Source organism: Acetobacterium sp. K1/6 (genome assembly GCF_034438075.1).
Lineage (GTDB): Bacteria > Bacillota > Clostridia > Eubacteriales > Eubacteriaceae > Acetobacterium > Acetobacterium carbinolicum.
Window position 1 is genome coordinate 51,583 of record NZ_JAXQGA010000005.1, and the last position, 26,533, is coordinate 78,115.

Sequence of the window (26,533 nt, forward strand, 5' to 3'; positions counted from 1 at the left end):
TACAACATGCGAACAATTATTGGTATTAGGATATGCTCTTTAATAGGCTGAAATTACGAATTTAAAGTAGAGTGGAGAATTTATGAAAAATATTAGAAAAATGGATAGTGTCGTGACGCCGGAGGGCAAAGAACGATACTAAGCCTTTAGCCCTCCAAACGGTCAAAATACTAAATTTGGAGGAAAAAAATGAATAAAATAGATTTAGAAAATTACGGATTGAATCAGCACCTTAAACAGGAAGCGAGTTTGTACAGTGACTTGTTCGTAGCCAGGGTGACGGAGCAACATCGGGAACTGTATAAGGTGATCACTGAAAACGGCGAATTGCTGGCTGAGGTGTCCGGGAAATTTGTGTTTAAGACTGAAGACAATACCAGCTTTCCAGTGGTTGGCGATTGGGTGATGATTGATCGGACCGAGGAAGGTTCGGGCAATGCGGTGATCCATCAGGTATTAAGTCGCACCAGCTTGTTTGAACGAAAAGCGGCCGGAACGGGAAATGGAGTTCAGATTGTCGCTGCCAATTTTGATCTGGTTTTTATTTGCATGTCGTTAAACAATGATTTTAATCTGCGCCGGCTGGAACGCTATTTATCAATTGCCTGGAGTAGTCAGGCCAGGCCAGTGATTGTCCTGACGAAAGCGGACCTATGCGATGATTTACCGTCGCGTCTAGGTGAAATTTCTGCTGTCCGGGTAGGAACTGATGTGGTGGTTTGCTCCAGTGAGGGCAACCGTGGTTATGACGAGATTGCAGCCTATCTGTCGGTGGGAAAAACGAGCGTCTTTCTGGGATCGTCCGGGGTGGGTAAATCCACCATTATCAATCATCTGATGGGGGCAGAAGTGCTCGAAACCAAAGGCCTGAGAAATGATGATCGGGGCAGGCACACCACCACCCATCGTCAACTTCTGCTATTGCCCGGCGGTGGCGTGGTCATAGATACCCCAGGGATGCGGGAACTCCATCTCGAAAAGGCGAATCTTTCCAAGTCCTTTGAGGATATTGAGGCACTGGCCAAGCAATGCCGCTTTGGAGACTGTCGCCACAGCGGCGAACCGGGTTGTGCGGTCCGAGCTGCCATTGAATCGAAAAACCTCTCGGAAAAACGGTTTGAAAACTATCGCAAGTTGCAAAAAGAAATGGACTACGAAGGACTCAATTCACGTCAGCTGGAAGCCGAAAAAATTAAAAAAATGTTTGGCAGTAAAGGCGAAATGAAACAGATCATGCGTCAGGCAAAAAATAAAAACAAACGCTAAATAACGATTAGGTCACAATTTTTAATTCAAAGGAGAAATAAGATGAAGCAACAAAATCTGCCGGAATCTTACAGTAAACAGGATGCCATTTTAATGGCTGGTTTTAGTTATCAGACCTACCCTTTTTTTGATCAGCAGCAGCTGGCACTGCCAGCCGGTTTTGAGCTTAGGTATTCATTTAACGGTAAGACCGGGGTGACGGAAAAAACGGAAGAAAATTTTGGCTTTATTGCTGAGTCAGAAGATCGGCTTGTACTGGCTTTTCGGGGGACCGATTCAACCCCCAATCTGGATTCGGATTTGGATCTTTTTCAGATTCCCTTTCCCTATGTAAAAAATGCCGGGTCTAGCCATCGAGGCATCACCCGGGTTTATCAGTCGCTTAGGGAGGAAGTGATAGAGCAGATCAGTCAATTGCCTGACACTAAAAAACTCTACATCACTGGTCACAGTCTGGGGGGTGATCTGTCGATTATGGCGGCGCTGGATTTTGCTGTTAATACTGCCCGTAAAGAAGCGATTGTTTATACCATTGCGGCAGGTCGGCCCGGTGATCGGGATTTTGTCGGTACTTACAACGCCCACGTCAAAAACAGTTATCGGATATTTAATGTCCATGATTTTATCCCAACCCTGCCAGCCGCCGAGTATCCGGCTCCTTTCACTGAAGCCGGGTTGTTCTATGAACACGTGAACGCTTCGGTTCCGATTGGTTTTCAGATGGACAACCTGTTTTTGAATCACCGGATCAACTGTTATTTCCAGAAGCTGGGAGAGCAGGATATTAATTATATGAATGCTCTGCGCAGCAGTAGTCCAGGCTTTTGTCCGGAACCGATAAATTTGAAGGAATTGGCGGATTCGATGAAAAACAATTAGGGATTTGCCAAGTAATCCCAGTTGACATCCCAGGAGAGGTTTAAATGATAAAAAAAATTGAAAATATAGATTTGGAAGCAGCAATAGATCTGGCCAATCAGGTATTTCATGAATTTATTGCCGATGGCTACACCGAAGAAGGGCGCCAGACCTTTACCGATTATTTGGACTATAAGTTGGAAGAAATGGCTGAGGATTTGGAAAGCGGCCATAAGAAACTGTGGGGTTTCTATGAAGACAACCGGATCATCGGGGTCATTGGCACCCGGGATCGTTTTCATGTTTCACTTATGTTTGTCGATAAGAACCATCACCACCAGGGCATTGCCCGGGCTTTATTTGACACAGTGCTGGCGGATTTAAAAAGCCAGCTACCGGGAAAATTCTTTGTAATGACGGTCAATTCATCTCCTTATGCGGTGGAAGTTTACCGTCGTTTCGGTTTTGAGGCAACCGCTACGGAACAGGTTAACAAAGGGATTCGGTTTGTACCGATGAAGCTGACAGTTTGTTAAGTGGTCCTGGAATTTTCTTAATGATTGCGTTGTCATAAAAAAATAATTTGACAAAAACCGCAATATCGATTAAGCTTTATCTAATTTAATCGTTCAATCAAACCGTTGACGTGGAGATAACGGTGTATCGTGCAGTTACAGAGAGCGGGGAAGGCTGAGAGCCTCGCACAACGCAGATCATCAAATGGACCACTGAGGGCGCAGTCAAAGGAAATGTGTATTTCTGAGTATTCTGCGACGTGACGCATACGTCAGTTGCGAGGGATATGTTTGTATCCTGCAGAGTGTACAGGGATTTTTCTCTGTAAATGAAGGTGGTACCGCGGGCTTAAATTTTTTGCGCTCGTCCTTGATTAATTTTTATTAATCAAGGACGAGCGTTTTTTATTACTTAAAAAACGTATAAATAGGTGTGGGCACTGATTGGAAGGTTAACTCGTCACTGACGTACCGACCAATTATTAATCTGTTGTTCGCTGCGGGATCGGACAGGCTTCGCCGTGTTCGCCCCGATGCGTACAACATGATGTAATAATTGTCGGTACTGGGTAGTGGTGGGATTTTAGTTTTTGCTCATCACTTTTAAGCAGCTAATTAACAAAGTTTCATAAGAACTAAAAACTGGATTACGAGATAAATTTTTCTTTACGAAAGGATACGATTATGATTAAACCATCGATGGAAGAGGCCAGAGGGTATTGTGGGGATTATCAGAGCATCCCGATTAGTCTGGAGCTGTTTTCAGATATTAAGACACCGATTGAGGTGCTTAAAGTTTTAAAAGGAACCGGCAAAATGTGTTACTTGTTAGAAAGTGTGGAGGGCGGCGAAAAATGGGGGCGGTATTCCTTTTTGGGTTTTGATCCGACCCTGACGGTGAGCTGTCTGGATGGCGAAGTGGTGGTTAAAAATGGCAAAATCAAGGACATTCTCGCCGATGACCCACGGACGGTGCTGCGGGAAATTCTGGCCCAGTGGAAAAGCCCCAAGCTGGATTTTATGCCGGTGTTTACCGGCGGCTTTGTCGGCTATATCTCCTATGATTTTGTTAAATACACCGAAACCAACCTGGTGCTTACAAATGCTAATGCCGAAAATTTTGATGACATGAATCTGATGCTTTTTGATAAGGTCATCGCCTATGATCATCTGCGCCAGAAAATTGTGGTGATTGTCAATATTAAAACCGATAACTTTGAGCAAAACTATATTGACGGGGTGATTGTACTTAAGGAAATTGAAGCGTTGATAAAAAGCGGAAACAGCACCGTGGCGTTTCGGGGTCAGGTGACATCAAAGTATCGCTCGCTGTTTAGCAAAGAATACTATTGCGAGATGGTAAAAAAAACTCGGGAGCATATTGTTCAGGGCGATATTTTCCAGGCCGTCATTTCCAACCGGCTGGAAGCTGACTTTGAGGGCGATCTGCTGTCGGCCTATCGGGTGCTGCGAACGGTTAATCCCTCGCCGTACATGTTTTATATCGACTTTGACGCGATTCAGGTCGCCGGGGCATCGCCGGAAACCCTGGTGTCGCTGAAAAATTCGCGGCTGGCAACTTTTCCGATTGCTGGCACCTGTCCCCGCGGCGAGACACCGGAAGAGGACGAGGCCTTTATCGCCGAGTTGCTCAAGGACGAAAAGGAGCTCAGTGAACACAATATGCTGGTCGATCTGGGTCGCAACGATCTCGGCAAGGTTAGTGAGTTTGGCTCAGTTGCGGTGACAACCTACCAGGAGGTCGTCCGTTATTCCCATGTTTCACACATTTCTTCCACTGTCACCGGCACCCTTAAAGCCGGGCTGGATCAGCTCGATGCCCTCGGGGCGGTATTGCCGGCGGGAACCCTGTCCGGAGCGCCGAAAAAACGGGCGATCGAAATCATCAATGCTCTGGAAGGCCAGAAGCGTGGCGTTTACGGCGGGGCGGTCGGCTATATCGATTTTTCCGGCAATATGGATATGTGCATTGCGATTCGGATGGCGGTTCGCAAAAACGACAAGGTTTATGTCTCTGCCGGAGCCGGAATTGTCGCTGACAGCATCCCAGAAAACGAATTTAATGAATCCCAAAACAAGGCCAGAGCGATGTTTGAAGCCCTCGAACGAGCCCAGGAGGTGGAATAATGATTTTACTGATTGACAATTACGACAGTTTTTCCTATAACCTGTATCAATATGTGGGAATGATCAATCCCGATATCCGGGTGATTAAAAATGATGAACTGAGTTTGGCCGAAATTATTGCTTTAAAACCGGATCATATCATTGTCTCACCGGGGCCGGGACGACCGGCGGAGGCGGGGATCTGCGAAGAGGTGATCGACACTTTCAAAGACAAAACCCCGATTCTGGGGGTCTGCCTGGGTCATCAGGCGATCTGTGAGGTTTTTGGCGGTACCATCACCTATGCCAGTACTCTGATGCACGGCAAAAGCAGCAACGTCCATATTGCCAACGGCAGTCCGATCTTTCGGGGTCTGCCGCCGATTATTGTAGCCGGCCGCTATCATTCCCTCAGTGCCGAGCGCAGCAGTCTGCCGGATGAGCTGCTGATTATCGCCGAGGATGACGATGGTGAGGTGATGGCGGTGAAGCATCGCAATTATGATGTTTACGGGGTGCAGTTCCATCCCGAATCGATCCTCACCGATTCGGGCCACACGATGATTGAGAACTTTTTAAAGATAGGAAACGAAAATGATTAAAGCAGCGATATACGATATTGTCAACGGCAAGGATCTGTCCCTGGAGCGCACCCGCGAGGTCATGGATCAGATTATGAACGGCCAGGCTACTAACGCCCAGATCGCCTCGTTTCTGACGGCGATGCGGATGAAGGGCGAAACCATCGATGAGATTACCGCCTGTGCGATGGTGATGCGGGACAAATGCACTAAGATCCTCCCGAAAACCGATGTACTGGATATTGTTGGTACCGGCGGCGATGAGGTGTCGACCTTTAATATTTCGACCGTGGCGGCACTGGTGATTGCTGCTGGTGGAGTGCCGGTAGCCAAGCACGGCAACCGCAGCGTCTCCAGCAAATGCGGTTCGGCCGATCTGCTAGAAGCTTTGGGCGTGAATATTGAATTGTCGGCGGAGAAAAGTGCCGTAATTCTGGATGAGTTGGGGATCTGCTTTATGTTTGCCCCGACTTATCATACCTCGATGAAATACGCCGGGCCGGTCCGCAAAGAACTGGGGATCCGGACGATTTTTAATATTCTCGGTCCGCTGGCCAACCCGGCTGGCGCCAATATGCAGTTGCTGGGCGTTTATGACGAAAACCTGGTCGAGCCACTGGCCAATGTTCTGAACAAATTAAAGGTCAAACGGGGGATGGTGGTTCACGGTCACGACGGCCTGGACGAGATTACCCTGACTGACACCACCACCATCTGCGAAATTGCCAATGGCAAGATCAACAGCTTTTTTATCACCCCGGAACAATTGGGACTAAAACGCTGTGAATTATCGGATTTGATCGGCGGCGAAAAGGAAGAAAATGCTGTCATCACCCTGAATATCTTAAACGGCGAAAAAGGACCAAAGCGGGATGTGGTGGTGCTGAATTCGGCCTTCTGCCTGTATATGTCCCACAACGATATCACCCTCCGGGATTGCGTCAAAATGGCCGAGGAGATTATCGATTCCGGCAAGGCTAAGGCTAAACTGGATGAATTCGTTAAGCGCAGCAATGAGATTACCATCGAGGTGCTGGCATGATATTGGATCAAATTGTGGCCTCCACCACTAAACGGGTGGCGGCGCTTAAAGAAACAACCACTCTGGCGCTGCTAAAAAGTCAGGCCAAACGCTCGGAAACGCCCTTTGCTTTTGAAAAAGCCCTGGCCAGAAAGTCAGCCGCTGGAGAAATTGCTTTTATCTGCGAGGTCAAAAAAGCTTCGCCGTCCAAAGGCGTGATTGCGCCAGATTTCCCTTATCTTAAGATTGCCCGGGACTATCAGGCTGCCGGAGCCGATGCCATTTCAGTGCTGACTGAACCGGAATTTTTTCAGGGCACGAGTGCTTATCTGACCGAAATCAAAGAACAGGTAAGCATTCCGGTGCTGCGTAAAGATTTTATTATTGATGCCATCCAGATTTATGAAGCCCGCCTGATCGGCGCCGATGCGATTTTACTGATCTGTTCAATTCTCACCACCGCGCAGATTAAGGACTATCTAGGTATTGCTGATGCGCTGGGGCTGTCGGCGCTGGTCGAAGCCCACGATGAAGCAGAAGTTAAGCAAGCCCTGGCCGCCGGCGCCCGGATCATTGGGGTCAACAACCGCAATCTTAAAACCTTTGAAGTGGATCTCCAAAACAGCATCCGCTTGCGCAAGCTGGTGCCGCCAGAAATCCAGTTTGTTTCGGAAAGTGGGATACGGACTCCGGAAGACATCGCGAAACTGCGGAAAAATGGGACGAATGCGGTACTGATTGGCGAAACGTTGATGCGTAGTGGGGATAAGAAACAGGAACTGGACAAGCTACGGGGGTAGCTGCGGCGGTGGTGAGGGCGAGGGTCTGACCCCTTGGTCATCACGGATCGCCCCTACGAATTGATGATAGACGGTGCCGTTTAAATAGTATACACCAATGTGATGTGTTAGGTTGTAGGGGCGGGTAGTACCCGCCCGGAACGTCGATTTTATAGCAAATGTTTATTATAAAATTGGCGCCGGATGGAATTAAGAGCGAGGAGTTAACCATGACAAAAATAAAAATCTGCGGGTTATCCCGCTTAGAAGATATTGCGGCGGTGAACGCGGCCCGGCCGGATTATATTGGCTTTGTCTTTGCCACCAGCAGGCGTCAGGTCGATATGGCAACGGCGCGAGTCCTAAAACAAGCGCTTGATCCCGGCATTGCCGCGGTGGGGGTTTTTGTCAACCACCCGGTGGCCGAGATCATTGCGCTGGCCGAGCAGGGCATTATCGACATCATCCAGCTGCATGGGGATGAGGAGGAAGCCACCGTCCGGTTGCTGCAAACCCAAACCGGTGTGCCGGTAATCCGGGCGTTGCGGATCAGCAACCCGGTCGACATCCGGGCCAGCACCGCCGATTACCGGCTCTTTGACACCTACGATCCTTCCCAATACGGCGGTTCCGGGGCGGCCTTCAACTGGGATCTGCTGGCCGGAACCAGCGGCGATTTCTTTCTGGCCGGCGGCCTCAACCGCAGCAACATCGCCGCCGCCATCAACCAGGTCAATCCCTACTGTGTCGACTTAAGCAGCGGCGTCGAAACCGCTGGTAAGAAAGACCGGGACAAGATTATTGAGATTGTCGAAATGATCAGAAAAATTCGCGGTTAATAAAAACTACTGGAATAAATACACTGTCGTAACGCATTATTCCGTAGCGGCGGTCATTGACCGCCCGCAAGCGTAGATCTTATGCCATGCGTTTATCTTAACAGCAACAGCGTCCGGGCGATTGCGAATCGCCCCTACAAACCGAGGATAGACGATGCAGTTTAATAAAAGCATGGAGATTTGATATAAAAAGGAGAAAGAAAATGAGTAAAGGAAAATACGGGATCCACGGGGGGCAGTACACACCAGAAACCCTGATGAATGCCATTATTGAAGTGGAAAAAGCTTATGAACACTATAAAAACGATCCGGCTTTTCAGGCTGAGTTAACCGAACTGTTAAATGAATACGCCGGTCGGCCTTCGCGGTTGTATTATGCGAAGAAAATGACCACCGATCTGGGTGGTGCCAAGATCTATCTCAAGCGTGAAGATCTAAACCATACCGGCTCCCATAAGATTAACAACGTTCTGGGTCAGGCACTGCTGGCCAAGAAAATGGGGAAAACCCGGCTGATTGCCGAAACTGGTGCCGGTCAACATGGGGTGGCTACCGCCACTGCCGCCGCTTTGATGGGCTTTGAATGTGAAATCTTTATGGGTAAAGAAGACACTGACCGCCAGGCTCTCAACGTCTTTCGGATGGAGCTGTTGGGTGCCATGGTCCATGTAGTTACCTCCGGCACGATGACCTTAAAGGATGCTGTTAACGAAACTTTTCGGGAATGGACAACCCGGGTGGACGATACCCACTACGTCCTCGGTTCGGTGATGGGGCCGCATCCCTTCCCGGAAATGGTTCGCGATTTTCAGAGTGTCATCAGCAAAGAAGCCCGGGCGCAGATTCTAAAAAAGGAAGGCAAACTGCCCAGTGCTGTAATCGCCTGTGTCGGCGGCGGCAGTAATGCCATCGGCGCCTTCTATAACTTTATTCCCGACGCCGAAGTCCGGCTGATCGGCTGTGAAGCGGCGGGCAAAGGGGTCGATACCGCCCTCCATGCGGCCACTATTGCCAATGGCAGTCTGGGGATCTTCCACGGCATGAAATCCTATTTTTGTCAGGATGAATACGGCCAGATCGCCCCGGTTTACTCGATTTCGGCGGGGCTCGACTATCCGGGCATTGGGCCGGAGCATGCTAATCTCCATGACACCAAACGGGCTGAGTATGTGCCGATCACTGATGATGAAGCTGTCGCCGCCTTTTTCTATCTGTCTCGGACTGAGGGGATTATTCCGGCCATTGAATCGGCCCATGCGATTGCTTATGCAATGGTGCTGGCACCGACGATGAGTAAAGACGAAATCATTATCGTCAATGTTTCCGGCCGGGGCGACAAGGATGTGGCGGCGATTGCCCGCTACAAGGGGGAAAATATCTATGAGTAACATAATAGAAGCAAATAAAATCAAAGCAAATAAAATTTCACAAATTTTTGCCGACCAGAAAGCCTTTATTGCCTTTTTAACGGCTGGCGATCCGAGCCTTGCTAAAACCGAGGAATTTATTCTGGCGATGGCCGCCGCCGGGGCCGATCTGATTGAAATCGGGATTCCTTTTTCGGACCCCATCGCTGAAGGGCCGGTGATTGAAGCGGCCAACGAACGGGCGCTAAGCATCGGCACCACCACCGATAAGATCTTTGCGATGGTTAAGCGTGTTCGGGAGAAAACATCAATTCCATTGGTCTTTTTAACCTATATGAATCCTATATTTGTTTATGGGACCGAAACGTTTTTTACCGCTTGTGAAAAAGTGGGAATCAATGGGGTCATTATTCCAGATCTGCCTTTTGAAGAAAAGAGGGAGGTTCGAGAGACCGCTAAAAACCACGGGCTGGACGTCATCACCCTGATTGCTCCGACCTCCCAGGATCGGATTCAGATGTTGGCCGTCGATGCCACCGGTTTTATCTATCTGGTGTCATCGATGGGCGTTACCGGGGTGCGCAGCGAGATTAAAACCGATCTGGCCGCCATTATTGCCGACATCCGCCAGGTAACCCAGACCCCGGTGGCGGTGGGCTTTGGAATCGCCACTCCAGAACAGGCTGCAGTGATTTCGCAGCTTGCCGATGGTGTTATCGTCGGCAGCGCCATCGTCCGGATCATCGCCGAGCACGGCGCCGCCGCCACCGACCCACTGTCTGACTACGTCCGCAAGATGAAGGCGGCGCTGGTTTAGGGTGTATCGGCAGTAAAGCTAGTACCGACAATTGGTCGGTACGGCAAGATAACGTAATGGTTTAAATATAGCGTTAACCAGCATTCAACCCCTATTATCCGCACAAAGTTTACAAAAGATTAACACAAAATTTTTATTTTCAACCGGAATCCTATTGATGTAACGAATTTTTGCAGGTTTCCTTCAATATTTTTCATGAATCAGTTGATTCCGTCCAAAAAAAATCAATTGATATCGTTTTTTTACATTCAAAATGGGTAAAAACGTGTTATAGTATGGTTAGAGTACTAATAATGTTTGTAGGAGGACGTCTTATGAAAAAATTTATTAATGATGTAGAAAATGTGGAAAATGAAATGCTTGAAGGTATCGTTCTGGCCCATCCTGAATACGTAGCTCGAGTAGAAGGTTTTGATGTGCTGATTCGTGCTGACAAAAAAGTTGGCAAGGTTGCTTTGGTAAGCGGCGGCGGCAGTGGACATGAACCCTCTCATGGCGGATTTGTCGGAAAAGGAATGCTTGACGGTGCTGTCGCAGGATCTGTATTTACTTCTCCCACACCAGACCAGGTATTTGAAGCGATCAAAGCAGTTGATGCCGGTGAAGGTGTATTATTAGTTATCAAGAATTACACTGGTGATATCATGAACTTCGAAATGGCTGCCGAACTGGCTGAAGCTGAAGGCATCAAAGTGGCCAACGTGGTTACCAATGATGATGTTGCTGTTGAAGATAGTCTTTATACAACCGGACGTCGCGGTGTTGCCGGAACTGTTTTTGTTCATAAAATCGCCGGTGCAAAAGCTGAAGCTGGTGCTAGCCTGGAGGAAGTCAAAGCCACGGCACTAAAGGTTATTGCTAACGTTCGCACCATGGGTGTCGCTTTGAAACCTTGTACTGTTCCAGCGGCAGGAAAACCGGGTTTTGAATTATCAGAAGATGAAATGGAACTGGGTATCGGAATCCACGGTGAACCGGGAACCGAACGAAAACCAATCCAGACAGCTGATGAAATCGTTGATTATCTGATGGATCGAATTTTAAAAGATATGGATCCTAAAGCCGGTGACGAAGTCGCCGTCATGATCAATGGTGCCGGAGCAACCCCACCAATGGAACTATATATCTTAAACCGTCGAGTTCAACAAATTTTAGCGGACAAAGGCGTTAAAGTATTTAAGACTTTTGTGGGTGACTACATGACCTCCATCGACATGGCTGGCGCATCGATTACCTTATTAAAATTAGATGCCGAACTAAAAGATTTATTACTGGCTCAAGCTGATACCATCGGTTTTAAAATGTACTAAAATTTCGCGCTACAATTTGGTAAGTACTTTGCTAACGTACCGACCAATTGTTAATCTGTTGTTCGCTCCGATGCGTACAAGATGATGTAACAATTGTCGGTACTTAGTTTGGTGTTAAGATAAAGGTTTTAGAGAACTAATTGAGAAGAACATAGAAACGAGGAAAGAAATGGCAACAAAGGCAGAAGTACTGGATTTTATCCGGGTTTATGCGGATAAAATGGCAGAACATCGACAAGAATTGACCGATTTTGATCAGGCAATCGGTGATGGCGATCATGGGATTAACATGAGTCGGGGATTTAAAGCGGTGATGGAAAAATTACCGACTGTTTACGAAAAAAATATTGACGATATCTTAAAAACTGTGGGGATGACCCTGGTCTCCACCGTTGGCGGCGCTTCCGGACCACTTTACGGCACCGCTTTTATGAAAGCCGGGGCGGCTGTCAAAGGTAAAGAAGAATTGTCCGATGAGGATATTATTCTGGCACTGGATGAAGCTGTCGGTGGCATCCAGTTTAGAGGAAAAGCAGTCGAAGGTGAAAAAACCATCCTCGATAGTATGATTCCCGCTATCAATGCCATTAAAGCCAGTATTGCTGACGGCAAAACGATGACCGAGGCTCTGGTTGCCGCTGAAGCCGCGGCTTGGGACGGAGTTGAATACACGAAAACTATCATTGCCACCAAAGGACGGGCCAGCTATCTGGGAGAACGGAGTATTGGGCATCAGGATCCCGGGGCGACATCAATGGCATATGCCTTTCAAGCCATTAAAGAAGTGGCAGAAAAGGTGGGTGTTTAACTTATGGTCGGAATTGTAGTTGTTTCTCATAGTCAGAAAGTCGCCGAAGGAGCAGTAGAACTGGCCAGACAAATGGCGCCAGAAGCTAAAATAGCTGCTGCTGGGGGAATGGAAGATGGTAGCATTGGTACCGACGTTTCTAAAATATTGGCTGGCATCGAAGCTGTTCAGGATGGTGATGGTGTGGTAATTCTGGTTGATCTCGGCAGTGCCGTGATGAGTTCGGAAATGGCCATAGAAATGCTGGAAGATAGCAGTCAGGTAAAGATTATTGATGCACCGATTGTCGAAGGTACAATCTTTAGTTCTGTGGAGGCTTCTATCGGCTCATCATTTGATGAAGTCATCGAAGTGTTGGCAGGAGCAAAATCTTATAAAAAGTTCTGAAACCAATTGGTTTCATAGAAAAAACCCGGGAGACCGGGTTTTTTTACTATAAGTACAAATAACGAAAAGAAAAAAATGTAATGAAATTAAGAATAACTTGTGATATAATATCTAAAATGTAGCGAACGGTTTAAATAGTTTTCTTCACTATTTAATTGTCGGAAGTCATATTCCTTTGAAAGGAGAAAAACGATGGATCCAATCACTTTAAATGCAGTTGAACTTCAAGGTTCAGCGCCCACACTTTCAAAAAAAATTGAAGCGGTTACTGTTAAGCCTACAGCAGATAGCATTAACGGTCAGAACGCTGCTGCTGAAGCCAATTCTTATTATAAATACGATACCATGGAGCTCAGCCGGGAATATGTGGGGTCTCGGATGAAGAGTGAAAATTCGACCATCAACAGCGATACCGACCAACGTAATTCTATCGTTGATCAAAAACCGTCACGGATACCCAACGAGAACGAAGAAGAGAACTCTGAAAAAAAGGAAGCCAAGAGCCAAACCGCTGATATAGACGAAAAAGAAGAAGAAAAGGTTAACGGGAATCAGCTGGGTGGATACACCAACTCTCAATTAAAGGGTCTGGTTTTATCGGGAAAGATTACTGTGGCTGCTTATAATACTGAAGTGAAAAGGAGACAAAACGACAATGATGCCGCTGAGCCCCAGAACAAAAAACCGGTGATGGGCCAGTCCGGGAAAAAAGCCACAAACAGTATATTCTAATGCTTTGGTTGACAAGCATAAACCTGAAAAGAAGCGAAAGCCCGGATCTCTATCATCCAGCGGACTGCTTCTTTTTTAATTACAGCTAAATTGACTTGAAAAAGTTAAATGTGTAACAGACTACGATCTAAGCGAAAATATAGGGAATTTATTTACCTTACTTAGACCAATTAGATTATAAAAAGAATGTATCCATAGTAAAAGAGCGAGAAGATGATTGTTAACAATCATCTTCCCGCTCTTTTTAGATTATGCTTTGGTGTGAACGCCAATTTTCTTATCCATGACGGAAATATGTTTGGTCAGCCAGTCAACAACCATCTGATTAGCATTGATGATCACCGAGATATTACCGCCCGATGTATCATATGCGCTTTTTAGTTTGGCTAGTTCTGCTATGAAGTTTTTGTGAGCAGTCTGCTGATCAGCCAGTCCCGGGTAATTGATGCTTTTCATGTAGGCTTCCTCATCACTGAAATGCTGTTTGGTATAAGCATCCAAGAAATTCAGTAGCTCACCGACTACTTCTTTGGATTTACCGTTTTTACCGGCTTCAAAAAGTTCATCGGCCATTTTAAATAATTGTTGATGCTGCCCATCGATACTGGCGACACCGACAGATAAATCCTGAGTCCATACAATAGCCATATTAAATCCTCCTGGGTGTAAAAATTAAATGCAATAAAAATTTACCTGTAAAAATTATAACCCTGTTGAACTAGAAAATCAAGAGTGCTTCTAAAGTAAATTGGTTTTAGTTAGATTATCACTACTATTAAGAAAACAAAGCTGATGATCTTAATATTTGTCATTATCCATTGTCCACTCATCCAGCTCAATTTGAGGTATTGATAGGGAAGCAGTAGATTGCGAAGTTTTCCTGATCCCTTCTGAGGAAAAATCGATTTTTTTAGTTTTAATGGTAAATGCACCAACCATTTGTTTGAGCATTTCGGCCTGCCCGGAGAGTTCCTCGCTGGCGGCCGCGCTCTCTTCAGCGGTGGCTGAGTTGGTTTGAACCACCTGAGAAACCTGTTCAATCCCCTGTGTAATCTGAGCGATTTCCGCGGCCTGATCGTTGGATGCCTGGGTTATGTTCCCTACCAGGGCAGTGACCTTTTCAATATCAGAAAGGATTTGGGACAGGCTTTCAGCTGTTTCATCGGCAATTTTTGAACCGATTGAAACCTTGTCGATGGAGCCTTCAATCAACCCGGTGGTTTCTTTGGCGGCTTCGGCCGAGCGGGCGGCCAAGGTGCGGACTTCTTCGGCGACTACCGCAAAGCCTTTACCGTGTTGTCCGGCTCGAGCGGCTTCTACCGCCGCATTCAGAGCCAGAATATTGGTCTGGAAGGCAATGTCATCAATCACCTTGATGATTTTTGAAATATTTTGGGATGAGTCATTGATATCTACCATGGCAGTGACCATGCTGTTCATTCGGACATTCCCGATTTCGGCGTTGTTACGGACTTCAATGGAGCGTTGGTTGGCTTCATTGGCCCTGATTGCATTTTGCTTGGTTTCCTGGGTCACCTCCTCAATCGAAGCGGTGAGTTCCTCAATGGCACTGGCTTGTTCCGTAGCACCCTGTGCCAGGGCCTGACCACCGTCAGAAATCTGACGCGCGCCGCTTTCAACCTGTCCGGCAGCATTATTAATGTCAAACATGGTTGTGCTGAGGCTGGCGGTTATACGATTGAGAGCGGCTTTAATATTCTGGAAATCGCCCAGATATGTGGTGGTAATTTCCTGATTCAAGTTCCCTTGGCCAATTTCTTCCAGAGTGTGGGTGATTTCTTCGACATATTCTTTCAGGAAGGCAATGGTCTGATTCATATCTTCTTTAATTTGGCCATGCTGGCCCTTAAAGTCGCCGGTCATGGCGGTGTGGAGATTGCCCTGGGACAGTTCCCGGAGCGTCGCCGAGGCAGCATTAATGGGTTCAATAACCACATCCAGGGTCTGATTGAAACCTTCAACCACCTTGGCGTATTCGCCCTGAAATTTAGACACATTGCCGCGGTTGGTCAGATCGCCAGAAACGGCGATCCGGGTCATCGTCTGGGTTTCTGCTACCAGCAGGGCAATGCTTTCGATCATCGAAATAAAACTGGGCACCAGAGTATCGTTGTCGCTACGCTGTCCAATAGCTCTAAGATTGTCCAGATCACAGAGGTTTCCGGCGGCAATGTTGTTGGCAATTTCGACAATGTGAACCATCTGGGCGTGAACTCCGTTAATCGATTCGCCAATTTCCTGGTAAATACCCTGATAACTGCCTTCAATTTTCTGGGACAGATCATTGGCACAAAGCATTGCCAGCACCTGATTTCCTTCTGTTAATGCACCCAACCCGTCGATGCAGGCATTGATGTTAGTTTTGAGCGCATTAAAATCACCCTTGTATTCGGTCGTGATGGCGGGTGGAATAACCCCGTTACCAATTCGCTCAATGGCCTTGCTGGCTACCTTAAGTGGTTTAACAAAGGTGTTAATCATGTTGTTGAGGCTAATAATCATATCCTTGAAAGCACCAGTGTACTCGGTGGTATTACCCCGGTAATTAAGTTGTCCATCCTGGGCAGCCGTGCCTATTTTTTTGATTCCCGCGTTGACCTTATTCATTTCTGCTACCATGTCGATCAGGGCGTAGGCCAGCACATCCTGATCGGATTGGGGGATGATTTCTACGGAGAAGTCACCTCTTGATAAACATTGGGCAGCCTTGGCCTGGTCTTTACGGTTGGCAATGATGGTGGCGAAAGAATTCATCAGTGCGCCAATTTCGTCTGCGCTGGTAGCAGCGATTTCGAGATCTACATCGCCCAGAGCCATCTGATTGGCGAGAGAGGTTAAATCAACAATCGGTTTAGTAATTTTTTTAGCCAGATACCAGGCCGCCGTGGCACCGAGAATTAACACTAACAGAGAAATTAACATTGTGATATTGCGTAAATGAACCATCGGTGCCAGCACATCACTTTCATATTGAGCAATGATCAGGTTCCAGTTGGTGCCCGAGATCGGCGCCGTGGCGCCGATTTTAGTATCACCATTTAAAACGTATGTGAGCATTCCGGTTTGTCCGGCACCAAGTTCTTTAAAAGCCAGCCCGAAATTTTTCCAAACACCCTCATTGTCAATTTCATTAAAGACATTGGTCTGGTTTAAAATAACCTCATCATTGGGATGGGCCATGAAGCCGCCCTCATTGTTGACGACAAAGCCGTATTGACGGTCACCATCACCCATGGCGTTGGTGGTTACTTTTAAGAAGGTCGGGGAACGGCGGCCAACCAATAGCCCAATGACCTGTCCGTTGTTTTTGATGGGGGCAACCTCAAAGACACAGGGGGCTTTGGTCACCTTACTGATGGCGACATCTGAGATGGCATTTTCTCCCGTGAATCCATTTTCATACCAGAATTCGCCCCAGGAGTCAAATTCGCCGCCACTGATGAGGTATTTGGCATGACCGTCCATATTCATTACGGCCAGGTCCTCATACCCTAATGTCTCGATATCACTATCGATGGCTGCCACCTGGGTGGCATAATCCATTGAAGCAATACCATTGCGTTTACTGACTTCTGTGAGGGTTTCCAGATTTCCGGCGATGATAGCAGCCACGTGTGCGGCACCTTCATTGGTATATTTTTGGGCATCGCTATTGGCCTGTTCCAAAAGGGCTTTTGAGCCCATATTATATGAAACCACGCCAAGGGCGATGACCGCGATGGCCAGAATTGCCAGGGTGAATCCCAACAGTTTGGTGGACAGGTGTTTTTTAATGATTTGCCTGTCTTTACCTACGGCAATAGTCGCGTTTAAAATCGGTTGAGTGTCAATGGGGGACTGTTTTTTTTCTTTCATGATGAACCTCTTTCTGTTTTTTTAAACCATTTCTTTGAAATTTTCAACACTATGTTCAATCAATTTTGATTGTCACACAACATAGGTTGAATCCTTTTATTGTGCTTGCTATTGGTTTTGCGTAGGTATAAAAATACTAAGCAATGTGTCAGCAACATTACCTATTATATCGATTCACCTAACAATTTACCAGTGATAGTGTTAAGAAAATCACAAAAATAAATAAAAATGAATCACTAACTTTCAAAAAGTCAAATAAACTAATGTGAATCTTGAGTGATAATATTATCGATCGGTAACATCACAAAATATTACACTTGTAAGAAAACAATAAAAAGATTATGATCATTTAAGATTAAATGAGTATTCAAAGACATAATTGAATATAAGTCTTTAAGAGAAAATAATAATAACAAGCAATATAAAATAATAGGGGAGGTATTATGTCAGTATTTAGTCAGAAAATAGCAGAATATATTAGTGTAAGCGGTGAAACTATTCAGTCATTGGCGAAAATGGGAAACATCAATCGTACCACCTTGCAGCGGATTAAATCTGGGGAACGTTTGCCTACGCGGGCTTTTTTTAAGAAATTGACCCGGGTCCTGCGGCTTTCATCGGTTGAAGAAGCGGAACTGGAATCACTGCTGGAAATCGCTAAGGTGGGGGAAGGGACCTATGCCAATCGTCAAAAAATTATTGAACTCATCGAAACTATTTCTGAGTTGACCGAATATAAGATTCCCTTTTCGAAGGAGCTCAGTCCTAAAAGGTTTGCTGCAAATTCAGAGAATCTAGTTAAATCGATGCAGATCGTTTCCGGAGAAAAACAAGTACTGAGCCTGATTGAACAAAGTATTGATCGGGAACTGTCTGAGGAAACTGAGCCAATGATAAAACTGGTTATCCCCTATGGCTTTCAGGCGGTATACGATTATTTATTTCAGCAGATGTTGGGGAATAATAAGCAATTACGGCTTCAGGATGTACTGAGCCTGCATCGTGAATCCGACGATATCGAGGCTGATCCGATTTTAGGAGCGTTGAAGCATTTGATTGCATTGACACTGCTGGATAATGTCAATTATCAATCGCATTGTTATGTTCATCAATTAAAGAAAGAGAACAATGGTCAGGAGATTAGTGCTCTGTTCCCGCACTTTATTTTAACTTCAAGAGCGGTTATCACCATTTCCCGGAATTTGACCCAGGCCGTGCGATACCAGGACCCTGGCTTTCATAAGCTCTATTTAAACTGTTTTGAGCAAATGCTTGAGGATACGCAGCCTTTTATTCTGGAGAGTAATGATCTCTTTCAGGTCTTTGATTTGGATCGGAGTTTTAAGGTAGAGGTAGTTGTTGAGCCACTGCCTTGTTTTGCTTATTACGCTGATAGACAAATGCTTAAGATTAAACTTAATAAAGAATTTCCATATTATGAAGATTTACTTGAGGCGGTAGATCGTTATTATAATTATTTCAGGCAAGTAAGCCGGGGAATGCTCAATATTTTTTCACTGAAAAATTTACGGCGGTTTATGGAAGATGGAAGTCTTGTTTTTCCTGAGGAGATCTATCATCCCTTAACACCGATTGAACGACTCACTACATTAAAACAGGTTCGCGATGATCTCTTAAATAATCGACGGCTTCTTTTTGCCATCGATGACGATAAACTGTTTCTAAATTCAGCACCGGAATTTATCTATGAAAGCGCCAGCTGTCTGCGTTTGATTTTGCATTATAAAATTGATGGCCGGGTTGTCTATAAGACGATTGAGCTTCGGCAACCTTGCATCGTTGCAGCATTTAAAGATTTTTTTACCAATTTACCAGACAGTGATTACGTTCTTCCTACTGAAAAAACCCTTGCTGAAATGGATAAACTGATTCGGAACTACGAATTGAAGGCGATCTGTGATTAAACTCGGCATTTCTAATTTAATAGAAAGACTTGTGGTGCCACCACGAATGGGTTTATAATATAACTATCAATAAGTACAAAGTGAGGTAGGTATGGGTGGCATTGTTTTTCTTGTTCTGGTGGTCATCGTCGGTGTCGGCTTCTGGCTCTATCTAACATCCCAAAACAATAGCCAGGCGAATGGCCAGCAGCCTCAGATAAGAATCCCCTGTAAAGATGGTTACATTATCGGTTATTATCAGGGGAATCGCTTTACCGGCCAGCGTTTTATCAACAATCGGCTGGCCTCCGTTGGTTTTTTTGTAAATACCATCCAGGTGGGATCAGGCAAGGAATATTACGAAAACGGTATTCTGAAATATGAAGGCAATTTTGTCAACGGTCTGGCCTCCGGTCAGGGTAAACTGTATGAAGAAAACGGCAAACTCAAGTATATCGGAAATTTTGCCAATGGTTATGCCTCCGGTCAGGGGCGCATTTTTGACGCCAATGGTAAACTCAAATGCGAAGGCAACTTTGCCCGGCTCTCTAGCAATCAAGTTAATAGTAAAGATCCCTCGGTGCCTAACGGACATTGCAAAGAGTATTACGATAATGGACAGCTCAAATATGAGGGGGAGTTTGTCAATGGGGTCTGGCATGGGGAAGGGCGTTCTTATGATCGTAATGGCCGATTGATTTTTAAAGGCAAATTTGCTTACGGAAAGCCTGGAAAATAAACCCGGTAATCAAGGCTCTATCAGTGCTCGATTTTAATCGATGGATTCAGTTATTTCAATTAGTACGATTCGATTTGCTTGTTAATCCGCACCGCTTGTGTTATGATAAACTAAATACTACTCACTTAAATATGCCTATTTTAGCTGTGAAGCGGAACCTCCGCTTTAAAAGGGGGAGAATATGTTTATTGCCAGACAACCGATTTTTAATGCTCAACTTGAAGTATTCGGATATGAGCTTTTATTTCGGCTTAACAGCCAATCCACTCAATTTGGTGGGGTATCTTCTCAAGGTGCAACCGCCATGGTCATCACCGGTTTATTTGAATCAGGCCTTGAAAATCTCATTGAAGACAAAATCGCTTTTATCAATTTTGATGAGATCTTCATTCATTCAGAGGCTGTCGAACTGATCAAGCCGGATCGGATGATTGTAGAAATGCTGGAAAATATCGAAGTCAGTGTAAATCTGATTGAGCGTTTGGTAGACATTAAAAACATGGGTTATAGCATCGCCCTTGATGATTTTGCCCAAACTTATCAAAGCTACCCCCTGACCCCTTTGGCGGATATTATTAAGTACGATATTATGGTAACACCTCTGGATACCATTGCCAATGATGTTCCAGCTGGCCTGGCCCAGGGAAAAACATTATTAGCCGAAAAAGTGGAAACCCAGGATGAATTCATTAAAGCCAAAGAGATGGGTTTTTCCTTGTTTCAAGGCTATTTCTTCAGTAAACCCCGGATAGCTGGGCGCTCCTTCCAGGCTACCCCATCGCAGATTCAATACCTTCAACTGATGACCGAAATCAATGCCGATGAACCCTCTTTTGATCGGTTGGCGGATCTTATTGAACAGGATGTAACCCTGACCTATCGATTGCTCAGGTTAGCCAGTTTCCGGGCTGGTAGTGAATCAATTTGTAGCATTAAATTTGCCTTGAGTTATATCGGTCTAAGAGAATTCGAACGTTGGATCAGTATCTTAATGATCCATGAAGTAAGTAAGGATAAACCTACTGAACTCATCAAACTATCGCTGATTCGCACACGTTTTGCTGAGTCTCTGGCTAAAAGAGCTGGGATGATTGAGCAGGAGCATGATGCGGCTTTGATGGGGCTGTTCAGTGTATTGGACGCCATTTTGGATCAGCCCATGGATATGGTTCTGGCAGAGATCACACTCCCAGAGTCCATTTTTGATGCACTGGTAAAGAAACAGGGGATCCTTTTTCCAATTCATCAATTAATACTGGCCTATGAAAAAGGTGATTGGTCTCTGGTTGAAACCATAGCTCGGGCTCTAAAAATCGAAGATTACTTTATTTACCACGACTACCGGGAGTCGATCAAATGGGCAAATAACGTCATTGGTAATATCGCTTAGCATCGGCTAAAAATAGGTAATATCAAATTTGGATAGTTCATCAGTTAAACTGAGGAGACTATCTTTTTTTATGTAATCAGAAGCCCTGATCGAGCAAGAAAAAAATATGTTGGCACACGAAATGCCACATCTTGTTTTTAGTGGAGACTTAGCTATAATAAAGAAGTAAGAACTTTAGTAAAGTTTTAAAATCAATCCGAACGGGAGCTGAGCATGACGCAATTTAGCAAAAAAATAACGGAACTGATTGAAGCGAGTGGAGAAACAATTCAATTCCTGGCAGAAATGGGAAAAATAAACCGTACCACTCTCCAACAGATTAAAACCGGGGAGCGGCTACCCACTAAAAAAGTTTTTGACAATCTTTCAAAGGTATTACGCCTTTCAAGTGCTGAGGTTGAAGAACTACAAGCCTTGCTGGAAATTATTCAGGTGGGGGAACGGACTTATTATAACCGTCAAAACATAGTCGAACTAATCGCAATTATTTATGAGTTAACCACCTACCAGATTTCCTTTTCAAAAGAAATAAAAATTAGGTGTGAAGCTGCCACTGATGAAAGGGAAAAAATTCAAATTATATCAGGAACCGGACCGGTTCTGGCATTGATTGAAAGCAGTGTCGATCAGGAACTGTTTTGCAGGGAATGTCCGCATTTAAAACTGGCCATTCCCAGCCATTTTGAAGCGGTTTACCAGCATATATTTCAGCAGATGATGGGAAGCCAGAAACATTTGACCTTGCAGGATGTGCAGAGTTTTCCGGAAACCGGTGAAGAAACTGCTGCAGATCCAGGACTTGGTGCCCTTAAAACGTTGATCGGGCTGACCCTGTTAGACAATGTCACGTATCGTTCGAATTACTATCATCATTCTGTCGGGGATACCCAGGAAATCAATGTTCTCTTTCCTTATTTTATCCTGACCTCAGTAGATGTGATTACCGTTTCACGGGATTTCAGTCGGGCTATTCGATATCGTGATCCGGAGCTTTTCAAACTTTATCAGACCGGCTTTGTGACAATCCTTCAGCAAACTGAGCCTTTTATTGAAGAAAGCCGGGACTTATTTGCTATTTACTCACTGGACAGCTCTTATCGGATTCGTCAGGTGGTAGAGCCCTTGCCCTGTTTTGCTTATTATGCCACCCATGAGTTGGTAGCAGATAAGGTTCGAAAGGATTTTCCTTTTTATGAACAGCTAGTGACAGCCACGAATCGTTTTTATGACTATTTTAAACAGGAAAACCGAGCTATGATCAACATATTCTCGCTAAAAAATCTGGCAGCATTTATGGAGAATGGCAACATGTACTTTCCCGAGGAGGTTTGTGAACCTTTTACTCCGGCAGAACGATTAATGTTGATAAAACGGGTCCGCGATGATATTCACGTAGATGCTCGGAAAACATATGCATTTAATGAAGATAAGATTGCTTTTAATTCGGCGGTTGAGTTTGTCAATCAAGCTACTTTAGTGCATCTTATCCTTCACTATGAAAAAGCTGGTCAGCAGGTGTTTAAAACCATTAAATTGAAGGAAGAGAATATTGTTGCGGCTTTTGATGATTTTTTCAGAAGCCTGCCTGACAGCCCCTATGTATTGCCTAAAGAAACGACGGTGGCCGCCATGGATCAGCTGATTCACAAATATGAAGATCGACTCTAAATTGGCACCAAAAGCACACACGTTAAGCATGTGCTTTTGGCGTTTATAGCTAGGCAATAGCCCGCATAATGATAAAGGCCGTATATCCAACATAACCCAGCATCATCACGACGCCTTCAAAACGGCTGATTTTCTTTGAGGTGTACATCATCGGCACCACAATCAGCATCGCCGCCAGCAAGATCCAGAGATCGGTGTAGTAGGCAACATCAATATCGATGGGATAAATTACCCCGGAAATGCCCATGACAAAAAGCACATTAAAAATGCCGGAACCGACAATATTGCCCACAGCAATATCATTTTCACCTTTTTTGGCAGCCACTACTGAGGTGATCAGTTCCGGTAGTGAGGTGCCAATAGCCACAACGGTTAAACCAATTAGGGTTTCTGATAAACCCAGGATAGCGGCAATTTCGCTAGCGGCTCCCACCACCAGTTCCGCTCCAAAAACAATGGCAACCAGCCCCCCAATGGTGAATATTACACTTTTAGGAACTGGAAGTACAATAATTTCTTCTTCGGATTCTTCCTTGCCCAAAACAGAAATTTCTACCATCGAATAAAGATAAATTGCAAAAAATAACAGTAATATCCATCCTTCAGAATGGGAAATCACACTGATCGGGGCGCCATTGATCAAGCCATCCATTACCATCAGCATTAATGCGATGGTGGTTAGGATTGCAAAGGGCATCTCTTTGAAGATTGTTTTTGACTTGATGCTAATGGGGTTGATAAAAGCTGAGATTCCCAGAATAAAAAGGATGTTAACAATATTGGAACCCACAACGTTCCCGAAGACGATTCCATTGGTCTGATTAAGAGAACCAGAAACACTGACAGCGAGTTCCGGTGAACTCGTACCAAAGGCCACCAAAGTCAAACCGATAACCATACTGGGGATATTAAACCGCTTAGCAATGGAGGATGAACCTTCCACAAAATAATCGGCGCCTTTAACTAATAGTATCAGTCCGATAATTAAAAATAATATACTCACAATAAATCCTCCTTTTGTAGTACAAGATGCAGAATCAGAATAAAAGTTGTTTCAACCATAAAGTGTAAAATTGCATTTGCGCCCTTATAATAATACCAGCAGATTTACTACTGGTCAATTTTATTTTGCAGAAAGTTGTAAAAAAATTACCCGAAACCGTTTAAAATGCAAAATACGGGCTATACAATGTAACAGAGTGTCATGGTTCTGTAAAATTGATTGAAACAGAAAATAATGGCGCGAACCTCAAACGTTCAGTTTGCACCAAAACAGAAAAAGGAGTGTAGTGATGCAGATACAACCCTATATTAGTTTTAATGGAAATTGTCAGGAGGCTGTGGAATTCTATGCGGATGTTTTTGGCACTGATAATCCGGAAATCATCGTATTTGGTGAAATGCTTAACAAACAGGAAGCGGCAGATCTGGATCAATCTGAAAAAGTGGTGATCCGGGCTGATTTGGAGACGGATGAAACACGTGTATTACTTTCGGATATCCCCCCCAAACCTCAAGATGTTCAAGGCGATAAGATGACCCTGGTTATCTTTAGTGATGATCTGGATGAGATCAAAATTCTTTACTATAAATTAAAAGTTGGGGGTACGGTGGAGATGGAACTCCAGGAAACCTTCTGGAGCAAGGTATACGGATCCCTGGTCGATAAATTTGGAGTGGGTTGGCAATTAAATTATGATGACGGAAGAATGAGTCAGGTGGTATAATAGTAGCAATCTTAGACTAACATGTTTACCATTTGCTGAAGATAGGAATTTTCTGTCATACAAATAACACAGGGTAGAGTCTATCCTGTGTTATTTGTATGACAGCCCCTGGCTATTTCCGAAATTGCGGGTTTTTATCCAAAGCTTTAAAAAGTCAGCGGCATGGTTCTTAAAGACTGCAGTCATAAGATACATAACACAAGGGGGAACCATGGAAATAAAAAAGATATTACCACTGCGTCTGTCGAGCCTTAATCAAGCGAATGCCTTTGTTTCGGAAATGCTTCAAAAATACAAATGTCCTAAAACTGACAATATGAAAGCCCAGCTCTTTGTAGAAGAAGCCATTGTTTATTGGGCGGAGAAGGCTCAGGACAATGCCCGTTTTGAATTGTCAATTCAGAAACGATTCAGAACCATCACCCTGGCACTAAACTACTGGGGAGATCCGGAAAACCCGCTGACCTTACCAGAAACATCAGTAGATGAGGAAGCTGAATACAACCGTATCGGACAAAATATTTTAATCGGCCTGTCAGCAGTGACCTACTCGTATGAAAAAGGCTGCAATAACGTCTCCTATACACTTAAGCAAAAACCGCTAAACCCGGCGTTAACCACCGCGATTGCCCTGGTAAGTGCTATTTTTACGGGGCTTATTCTTCAAGCGGTAACACCGGATCTGGGCAAACAGATCGGTAGCGACATTCTGACTCCAATCAGCAGTACCTTTTTTGGTTTTCTTAACGCCATTGTCATTCCGGTGTTGTTCTTCTCAGCTATCGGTAGCATCTTTAATATGGATAATCTGGCCCAAATGAAACGCATTTTCCGGCTATTGCTAACCTGGTCGATGGCAGTTATTCTACTGGCTTCAGCAGTTTCTCTGGTTATGGCTCAGATATTTTTGCTGGGCGGGACAGGGTCCACTGCTCAGGGTGGTCAGAATGAGCTGTGGAATCAGATTGGGACGATGGTCTTTGGAATTATTCCCGCCAATATCATTTCGCCCTTTCTCGACGGTAATACTCTGCAGATTATCTTTCTGGCCATTATTAGCGGTATTGTCATGCTGACCTTAAAAGGACGGTTTCCCTCCATCACCCGGATTATTACTGAAGCCAATCTGATTTTCTCAACCATTTTGGATGCAGTCTGCGCACTGATGCCCGGAGTGGTCTTTATCAGCATCCTGAACATGATGATCTCTGGAGAAGGCGCTGCTTTGCTGGGGGCTTTTCGGCTGATTGCTCTGATTCTCGGTACCTACCTGTTTATCGATTTGGCCATGCTATTGAGCCTGGCTTTTTATGAAAAAACCAGTCCTCTGGCTTATTTGAAATCGACTGCGCCATTTTTGCTGATTGCCTTATCGACCGCAAGTTCTAGTGCCACATTTGTAAGCCATACCTCTACAGCGCTGAATAAACAAAAAATCCGGGATTACGTGGTGCATTTTTCCATTCCGGTGGGAGTCCTGTTTAATAAGCAGGATGCCATTCCAATGCTGTTGCTTACTTCTTTATTTGTAGGGAATATTTATGGCATCGCTTTTTCATTACCAGATATGATTCCGGTGGTGATTTTGTGCATGATTCTTTCAGTAGCAGTTCCGCCATCTCCGGGTATGGGCGCCTTTCTCTTTACGATTGTGTTCAATCTACTGGGGATTCCACTGGAAGGATTGGCCCTGGCCGTGACCATTGCCATCTTTATGGACTACCCGGCCACTACTGGTAACGTCATGACCACCAATATCGGGATGGTTCACACCGAACATCGGCTGCGAGCCAGTGAGACAAAAAAACCATGAGTATCCGAT

The 26,533-nt window shown here is 45.1% G+C and carries 23 protein-coding genes; 20 read left to right on the plus strand and 3 right to left on the minus strand.

What is annotated here, in order from left to right:
• Positions 1–189: 189 nt before the first annotated feature.
• The 14 genes from rsgA to U2P91_RS05815 all read left to right on the plus strand — a co-directional run bounded on the left by rsgA (position 190) and on the right by U2P91_RS05815 (position 13,407).
• On the plus strand, positions 190–1,266 hold the full coding sequence (gene rsgA / locus U2P91_RS05750) for a ribosome small subunit-dependent GTPase A (RefSeq protein ID WP_111886828.1): 1,077 nt from the start codon (positions 190–192) through the stop codon (positions 1,264–1,266).
• A 42-nt stretch (positions 1,267–1,308) separates the two neighbouring features.
• On the plus strand, positions 1,309–2,145 hold the full coding sequence (locus U2P91_RS05755) for a lipase family protein (RefSeq protein WP_111886829.1): 837 nt from the start codon (positions 1,309–1,311) through the stop codon (positions 2,143–2,145).
• Positions 2,146–2,189: 44 nt separating this feature from the next.
• On the plus strand, positions 2,190–2,660 hold the full coding sequence (locus tag U2P91_RS05760; protein ID WP_111886830.1) for a GNAT family N-acetyltransferase: 471 nt from the start codon (positions 2,190–2,192) through the stop codon (positions 2,658–2,660).
• Positions 2,661–3,323: 663 nt separating this feature from the next.
• Positions 3,324–4,787: an anthranilate synthase component I gene (gene trpE / locus U2P91_RS05765; protein ID WP_111886831.1), complete on the plus strand. Its 1,464-nt coding sequence runs from the start codon at positions 3,324–3,326 to the stop codon at positions 4,785–4,787.
• The gene (locus U2P91_RS05770) at positions 4,787–5,368 is read left to right on the plus strand and encodes an anthranilate synthase component II (RefSeq protein WP_111886832.1); all 582 of its coding nucleotides are present in this window, start codon (positions 4,787–4,789) and stop codon (positions 5,366–5,368) included. The genes trpE and U2P91_RS05770 overlap by 1 nt, the downstream gene beginning before the upstream one ends.
• A complete protein-coding gene (gene trpD, locus U2P91_RS05775; protein ID WP_111886833.1) occupies positions 5,361–6,389 on the plus strand; it encodes an anthranilate phosphoribosyltransferase in 1,029 nt (342 codons plus the stop codon). Before U2P91_RS05770 ends, trpD begins: the two co-directional genes overlap by 8 nt.
• Positions 6,386–7,168, plus strand: coding sequence for an indole-3-glycerol phosphate synthase TrpC (gene trpC / locus U2P91_RS05780; RefSeq protein ID WP_111886834.1), 783 nt, complete (start codon positions 6,386–6,388; stop codon positions 7,166–7,168). Before trpD ends, trpC begins: the two co-directional genes overlap by 4 nt.
• 158 nt (positions 7,169–7,326) lie before the next feature.
• Positions 7,327–7,986, plus strand: coding sequence for a phosphoribosylanthranilate isomerase (locus tag U2P91_RS05785; protein ID WP_242988580.1), 660 nt, complete (start codon positions 7,327–7,329; stop codon positions 7,984–7,986).
• Positions 7,987–8,189: 203 nt separating this feature from the next.
• On the plus strand, positions 8,190–9,374 hold the full coding sequence (gene trpB / locus U2P91_RS05790; protein WP_111886836.1) for a tryptophan synthase subunit beta: 1,185 nt from the start codon (positions 8,190–8,192) through the stop codon (positions 9,372–9,374).
• Positions 9,367–10,170, plus strand: coding sequence for a tryptophan synthase subunit alpha (gene trpA / locus U2P91_RS05795; RefSeq protein ID WP_111886837.1), 804 nt, complete (start codon positions 9,367–9,369; stop codon positions 10,168–10,170). The genes trpB and trpA overlap by 8 nt, the downstream gene beginning before the upstream one ends.
• A gap of 314 nt (positions 10,171–10,484) precedes the next feature.
• The gene (gene dhaK / locus U2P91_RS05800; protein WP_111886838.1) at positions 10,485–11,480 is read left to right on the plus strand and encodes a dihydroxyacetone kinase subunit DhaK; all 996 of its coding nucleotides are present in this window, start codon (positions 10,485–10,487) and stop codon (positions 11,478–11,480) included.
• 169 nt (positions 11,481–11,649) lie between these two features.
• Positions 11,650–12,288, plus strand: a complete 639-nt coding sequence (gene dhaL, locus U2P91_RS05805; protein WP_111886839.1) for a dihydroxyacetone kinase subunit DhaL — start codon at positions 11,650–11,652, stop codon at positions 12,286–12,288.
• Positions 12,289–12,291: 3 nt separating this feature from the next.
• Positions 12,292–12,675, plus strand: a complete 384-nt coding sequence (gene dhaM, locus U2P91_RS05810; RefSeq protein WP_111886840.1) for a dihydroxyacetone kinase phosphoryl donor subunit DhaM — start codon at positions 12,292–12,294, stop codon at positions 12,673–12,675.
• Between the two features lie 192 nt (positions 12,676–12,867).
• Positions 12,868–13,407, plus strand: a complete 540-nt coding sequence (locus tag U2P91_RS05815; protein ID WP_111886841.1) for a hypothetical protein — start codon at positions 12,868–12,870, stop codon at positions 13,405–13,407.
• 249 nt (positions 13,408–13,656) lie between these two features.
• Here U2P91_RS05815 and U2P91_RS05820 read toward each other — a convergent pair whose 3' ends face one another.
• Together U2P91_RS05820 and U2P91_RS05825 are read right to left on the minus strand one after the other, a co-directional pair.
• Positions 13,657–14,055: a bacteriohemerythrin gene (locus U2P91_RS05820; RefSeq protein ID WP_111886842.1), complete on the minus strand. Its 399-nt coding sequence runs from the start codon at positions 14,053–14,055 to the stop codon at positions 13,657–13,659.
• Positions 14,056–14,205: 150 nt separating this feature from the next.
• Entirely contained in the window at positions 14,206–17,283 is a 3,078-nt protein-coding gene (locus U2P91_RS05825) for a methyl-accepting chemotaxis protein (RefSeq protein ID WP_111886843.1), read from the minus strand.
• Positions 17,284–17,726: 443 nt separating this feature from the next.
• Between U2P91_RS05825 and U2P91_RS05830 the strand changes: the two genes are divergently transcribed.
• The 4 genes from U2P91_RS05830 to U2P91_RS05845 all read left to right on the plus strand — a co-directional run bounded on the left by U2P91_RS05830 (position 17,727) and on the right by U2P91_RS05845 (position 22,984).
• A complete protein-coding gene (locus U2P91_RS05830) occupies positions 17,727–19,208 on the plus strand; it encodes a helix-turn-helix domain-containing protein (protein WP_111886844.1) in 1,482 nt (493 codons plus the stop codon).
• 91 nt (positions 19,209–19,299) lie between these two features.
• Complete coding sequence (locus tag U2P91_RS05835; protein WP_111886845.1) at positions 19,300–19,926, plus strand: toxin-antitoxin system YwqK family antitoxin; 627 nt, start codon at positions 19,300–19,302, stop codon at positions 19,924–19,926.
• 181 nt (positions 19,927–20,107) lie between these two features.
• The gene (locus tag U2P91_RS05840; RefSeq protein WP_111886846.1) at positions 20,108–21,316 is read left to right on the plus strand and encodes an EAL and HDOD domain-containing protein; all 1,209 of its coding nucleotides are present in this window, start codon (positions 20,108–20,110) and stop codon (positions 21,314–21,316) included.
• Between the two features lie 213 nt (positions 21,317–21,529).
• Positions 21,530–22,984, plus strand: a complete 1,455-nt coding sequence (locus U2P91_RS05845) for a helix-turn-helix domain-containing protein (protein WP_111886847.1) — start codon at positions 21,530–21,532, stop codon at positions 22,982–22,984.
• A gap of 49 nt (positions 22,985–23,033) precedes the next feature.
• On the opposite strand, the gene U2P91_RS05850 is transcribed toward U2P91_RS05845, so the two are convergent.
• Entirely contained in the window at positions 23,034–23,987 is a 954-nt protein-coding gene (locus U2P91_RS05850) for a calcium/sodium antiporter (RefSeq protein WP_111886848.1), read from the minus strand.
• 289 nt (positions 23,988–24,276) lie between these two features.
• On the opposite strand from U2P91_RS05850, the gene U2P91_RS05855 reads away from it, so the two are divergent.
• Positions 24,277–24,711: a VOC family protein gene (locus tag U2P91_RS05855; RefSeq protein WP_111886849.1), complete on the plus strand. Its 435-nt coding sequence runs from the start codon at positions 24,277–24,279 to the stop codon at positions 24,709–24,711.
• Between the two features lie 211 nt (positions 24,712–24,922).
• A complete protein-coding gene (locus U2P91_RS05860; protein ID WP_111886850.1) occupies positions 24,923–26,524 on the plus strand; it encodes a dicarboxylate/amino acid:cation symporter in 1,602 nt (533 codons plus the stop codon).
• Positions 26,525–26,533: the final 9 nt, after the last annotated feature.

Coding starts and splice junctions, on each gene's coding strand:
- rsgA (WP_111886828.1), top strand. CDS start 190: ATGAATAAAATAGATTTAGAAAATTACGGATTGAATCAGCACCTTAAA.
- U2P91_RS05755 (WP_111886829.1), top strand. CDS start 1,309: ATGAAGCAACAAAATCTGCCGGAATCTTACAGTAAACAGGATGCCATT.
- U2P91_RS05760 (WP_111886830.1), top strand. CDS start 2,190: ATGATAAAAAAAATTGAAAATATAGATTTGGAAGCAGCAATAGATCTG.
- trpE (WP_111886831.1), top strand. CDS start 3,324: ATGATTAAACCATCGATGGAAGAGGCCAGAGGGTATTGTGGGGATTAT.
- U2P91_RS05770 (WP_111886832.1), top strand. CDS start 4,787: ATGATTTTACTGATTGACAATTACGACAGTTTTTCCTATAACCTGTAT.
- trpD (WP_111886833.1), top strand. CDS start 5,361: ATGATTAAAGCAGCGATATACGATATTGTCAACGGCAAGGATCTGTCC.
- trpC (WP_111886834.1), top strand. CDS start 6,386: ATGATATTGGATCAAATTGTGGCCTCCACCACTAAACGGGTGGCGGCG.
- U2P91_RS05785 (WP_242988580.1), top strand. CDS start 7,327: ATGTTTATTATAAAATTGGCGCCGGATGGAATTAAGAGCGAGGAGTTA.
- trpB (WP_111886836.1), top strand. CDS start 8,190: ATGAGTAAAGGAAAATACGGGATCCACGGGGGGCAGTACACACCAGAA.
- trpA (WP_111886837.1), top strand. CDS start 9,367: ATGAGTAACATAATAGAAGCAAATAAAATCAAAGCAAATAAAATTTCA.
- dhaK (WP_111886838.1), top strand. CDS start 10,485: ATGAAAAAATTTATTAATGATGTAGAAAATGTGGAAAATGAAATGCTT.
- dhaL (WP_111886839.1), top strand. CDS start 11,650: ATGGCAACAAAGGCAGAAGTACTGGATTTTATCCGGGTTTATGCGGAT.
- dhaM (WP_111886840.1), top strand. CDS start 12,292: ATGGTCGGAATTGTAGTTGTTTCTCATAGTCAGAAAGTCGCCGAAGGA.
- U2P91_RS05815 (WP_111886841.1), top strand. CDS start 12,868: ATGGATCCAATCACTTTAAATGCAGTTGAACTTCAAGGTTCAGCGCCC.
- U2P91_RS05820 (WP_111886842.1), bottom strand. CDS start 14,055: ATGGCTATTGTATGGACTCAGGATTTATCTGTCGGTGTCGCCAGTATC.
- U2P91_RS05825 (WP_111886843.1), bottom strand. CDS start 17,283: ATGAAAGAAAAAAAACAGTCCCCCATTGACACTCAACCGATTTTAAAC.
- U2P91_RS05830 (WP_111886844.1), top strand. CDS start 17,727: ATGTCAGTATTTAGTCAGAAAATAGCAGAATATATTAGTGTAAGCGGT.
- U2P91_RS05835 (WP_111886845.1), top strand. CDS start 19,300: ATGGGTGGCATTGTTTTTCTTGTTCTGGTGGTCATCGTCGGTGTCGGC.
- U2P91_RS05840 (WP_111886846.1), top strand. CDS start 20,108: ATGTTTATTGCCAGACAACCGATTTTTAATGCTCAACTTGAAGTATTC.
- U2P91_RS05845 (WP_111886847.1), top strand. CDS start 21,530: ATGACGCAATTTAGCAAAAAAATAACGGAACTGATTGAAGCGAGTGGA.
- U2P91_RS05855 (WP_111886849.1), top strand. CDS start 24,277: ATGCAGATACAACCCTATATTAGTTTTAATGGAAATTGTCAGGAGGCT.
- U2P91_RS05860 (WP_111886850.1), top strand. CDS start 24,923: ATGGAAATAAAAAAGATATTACCACTGCGTCTGTCGAGCCTTAATCAA.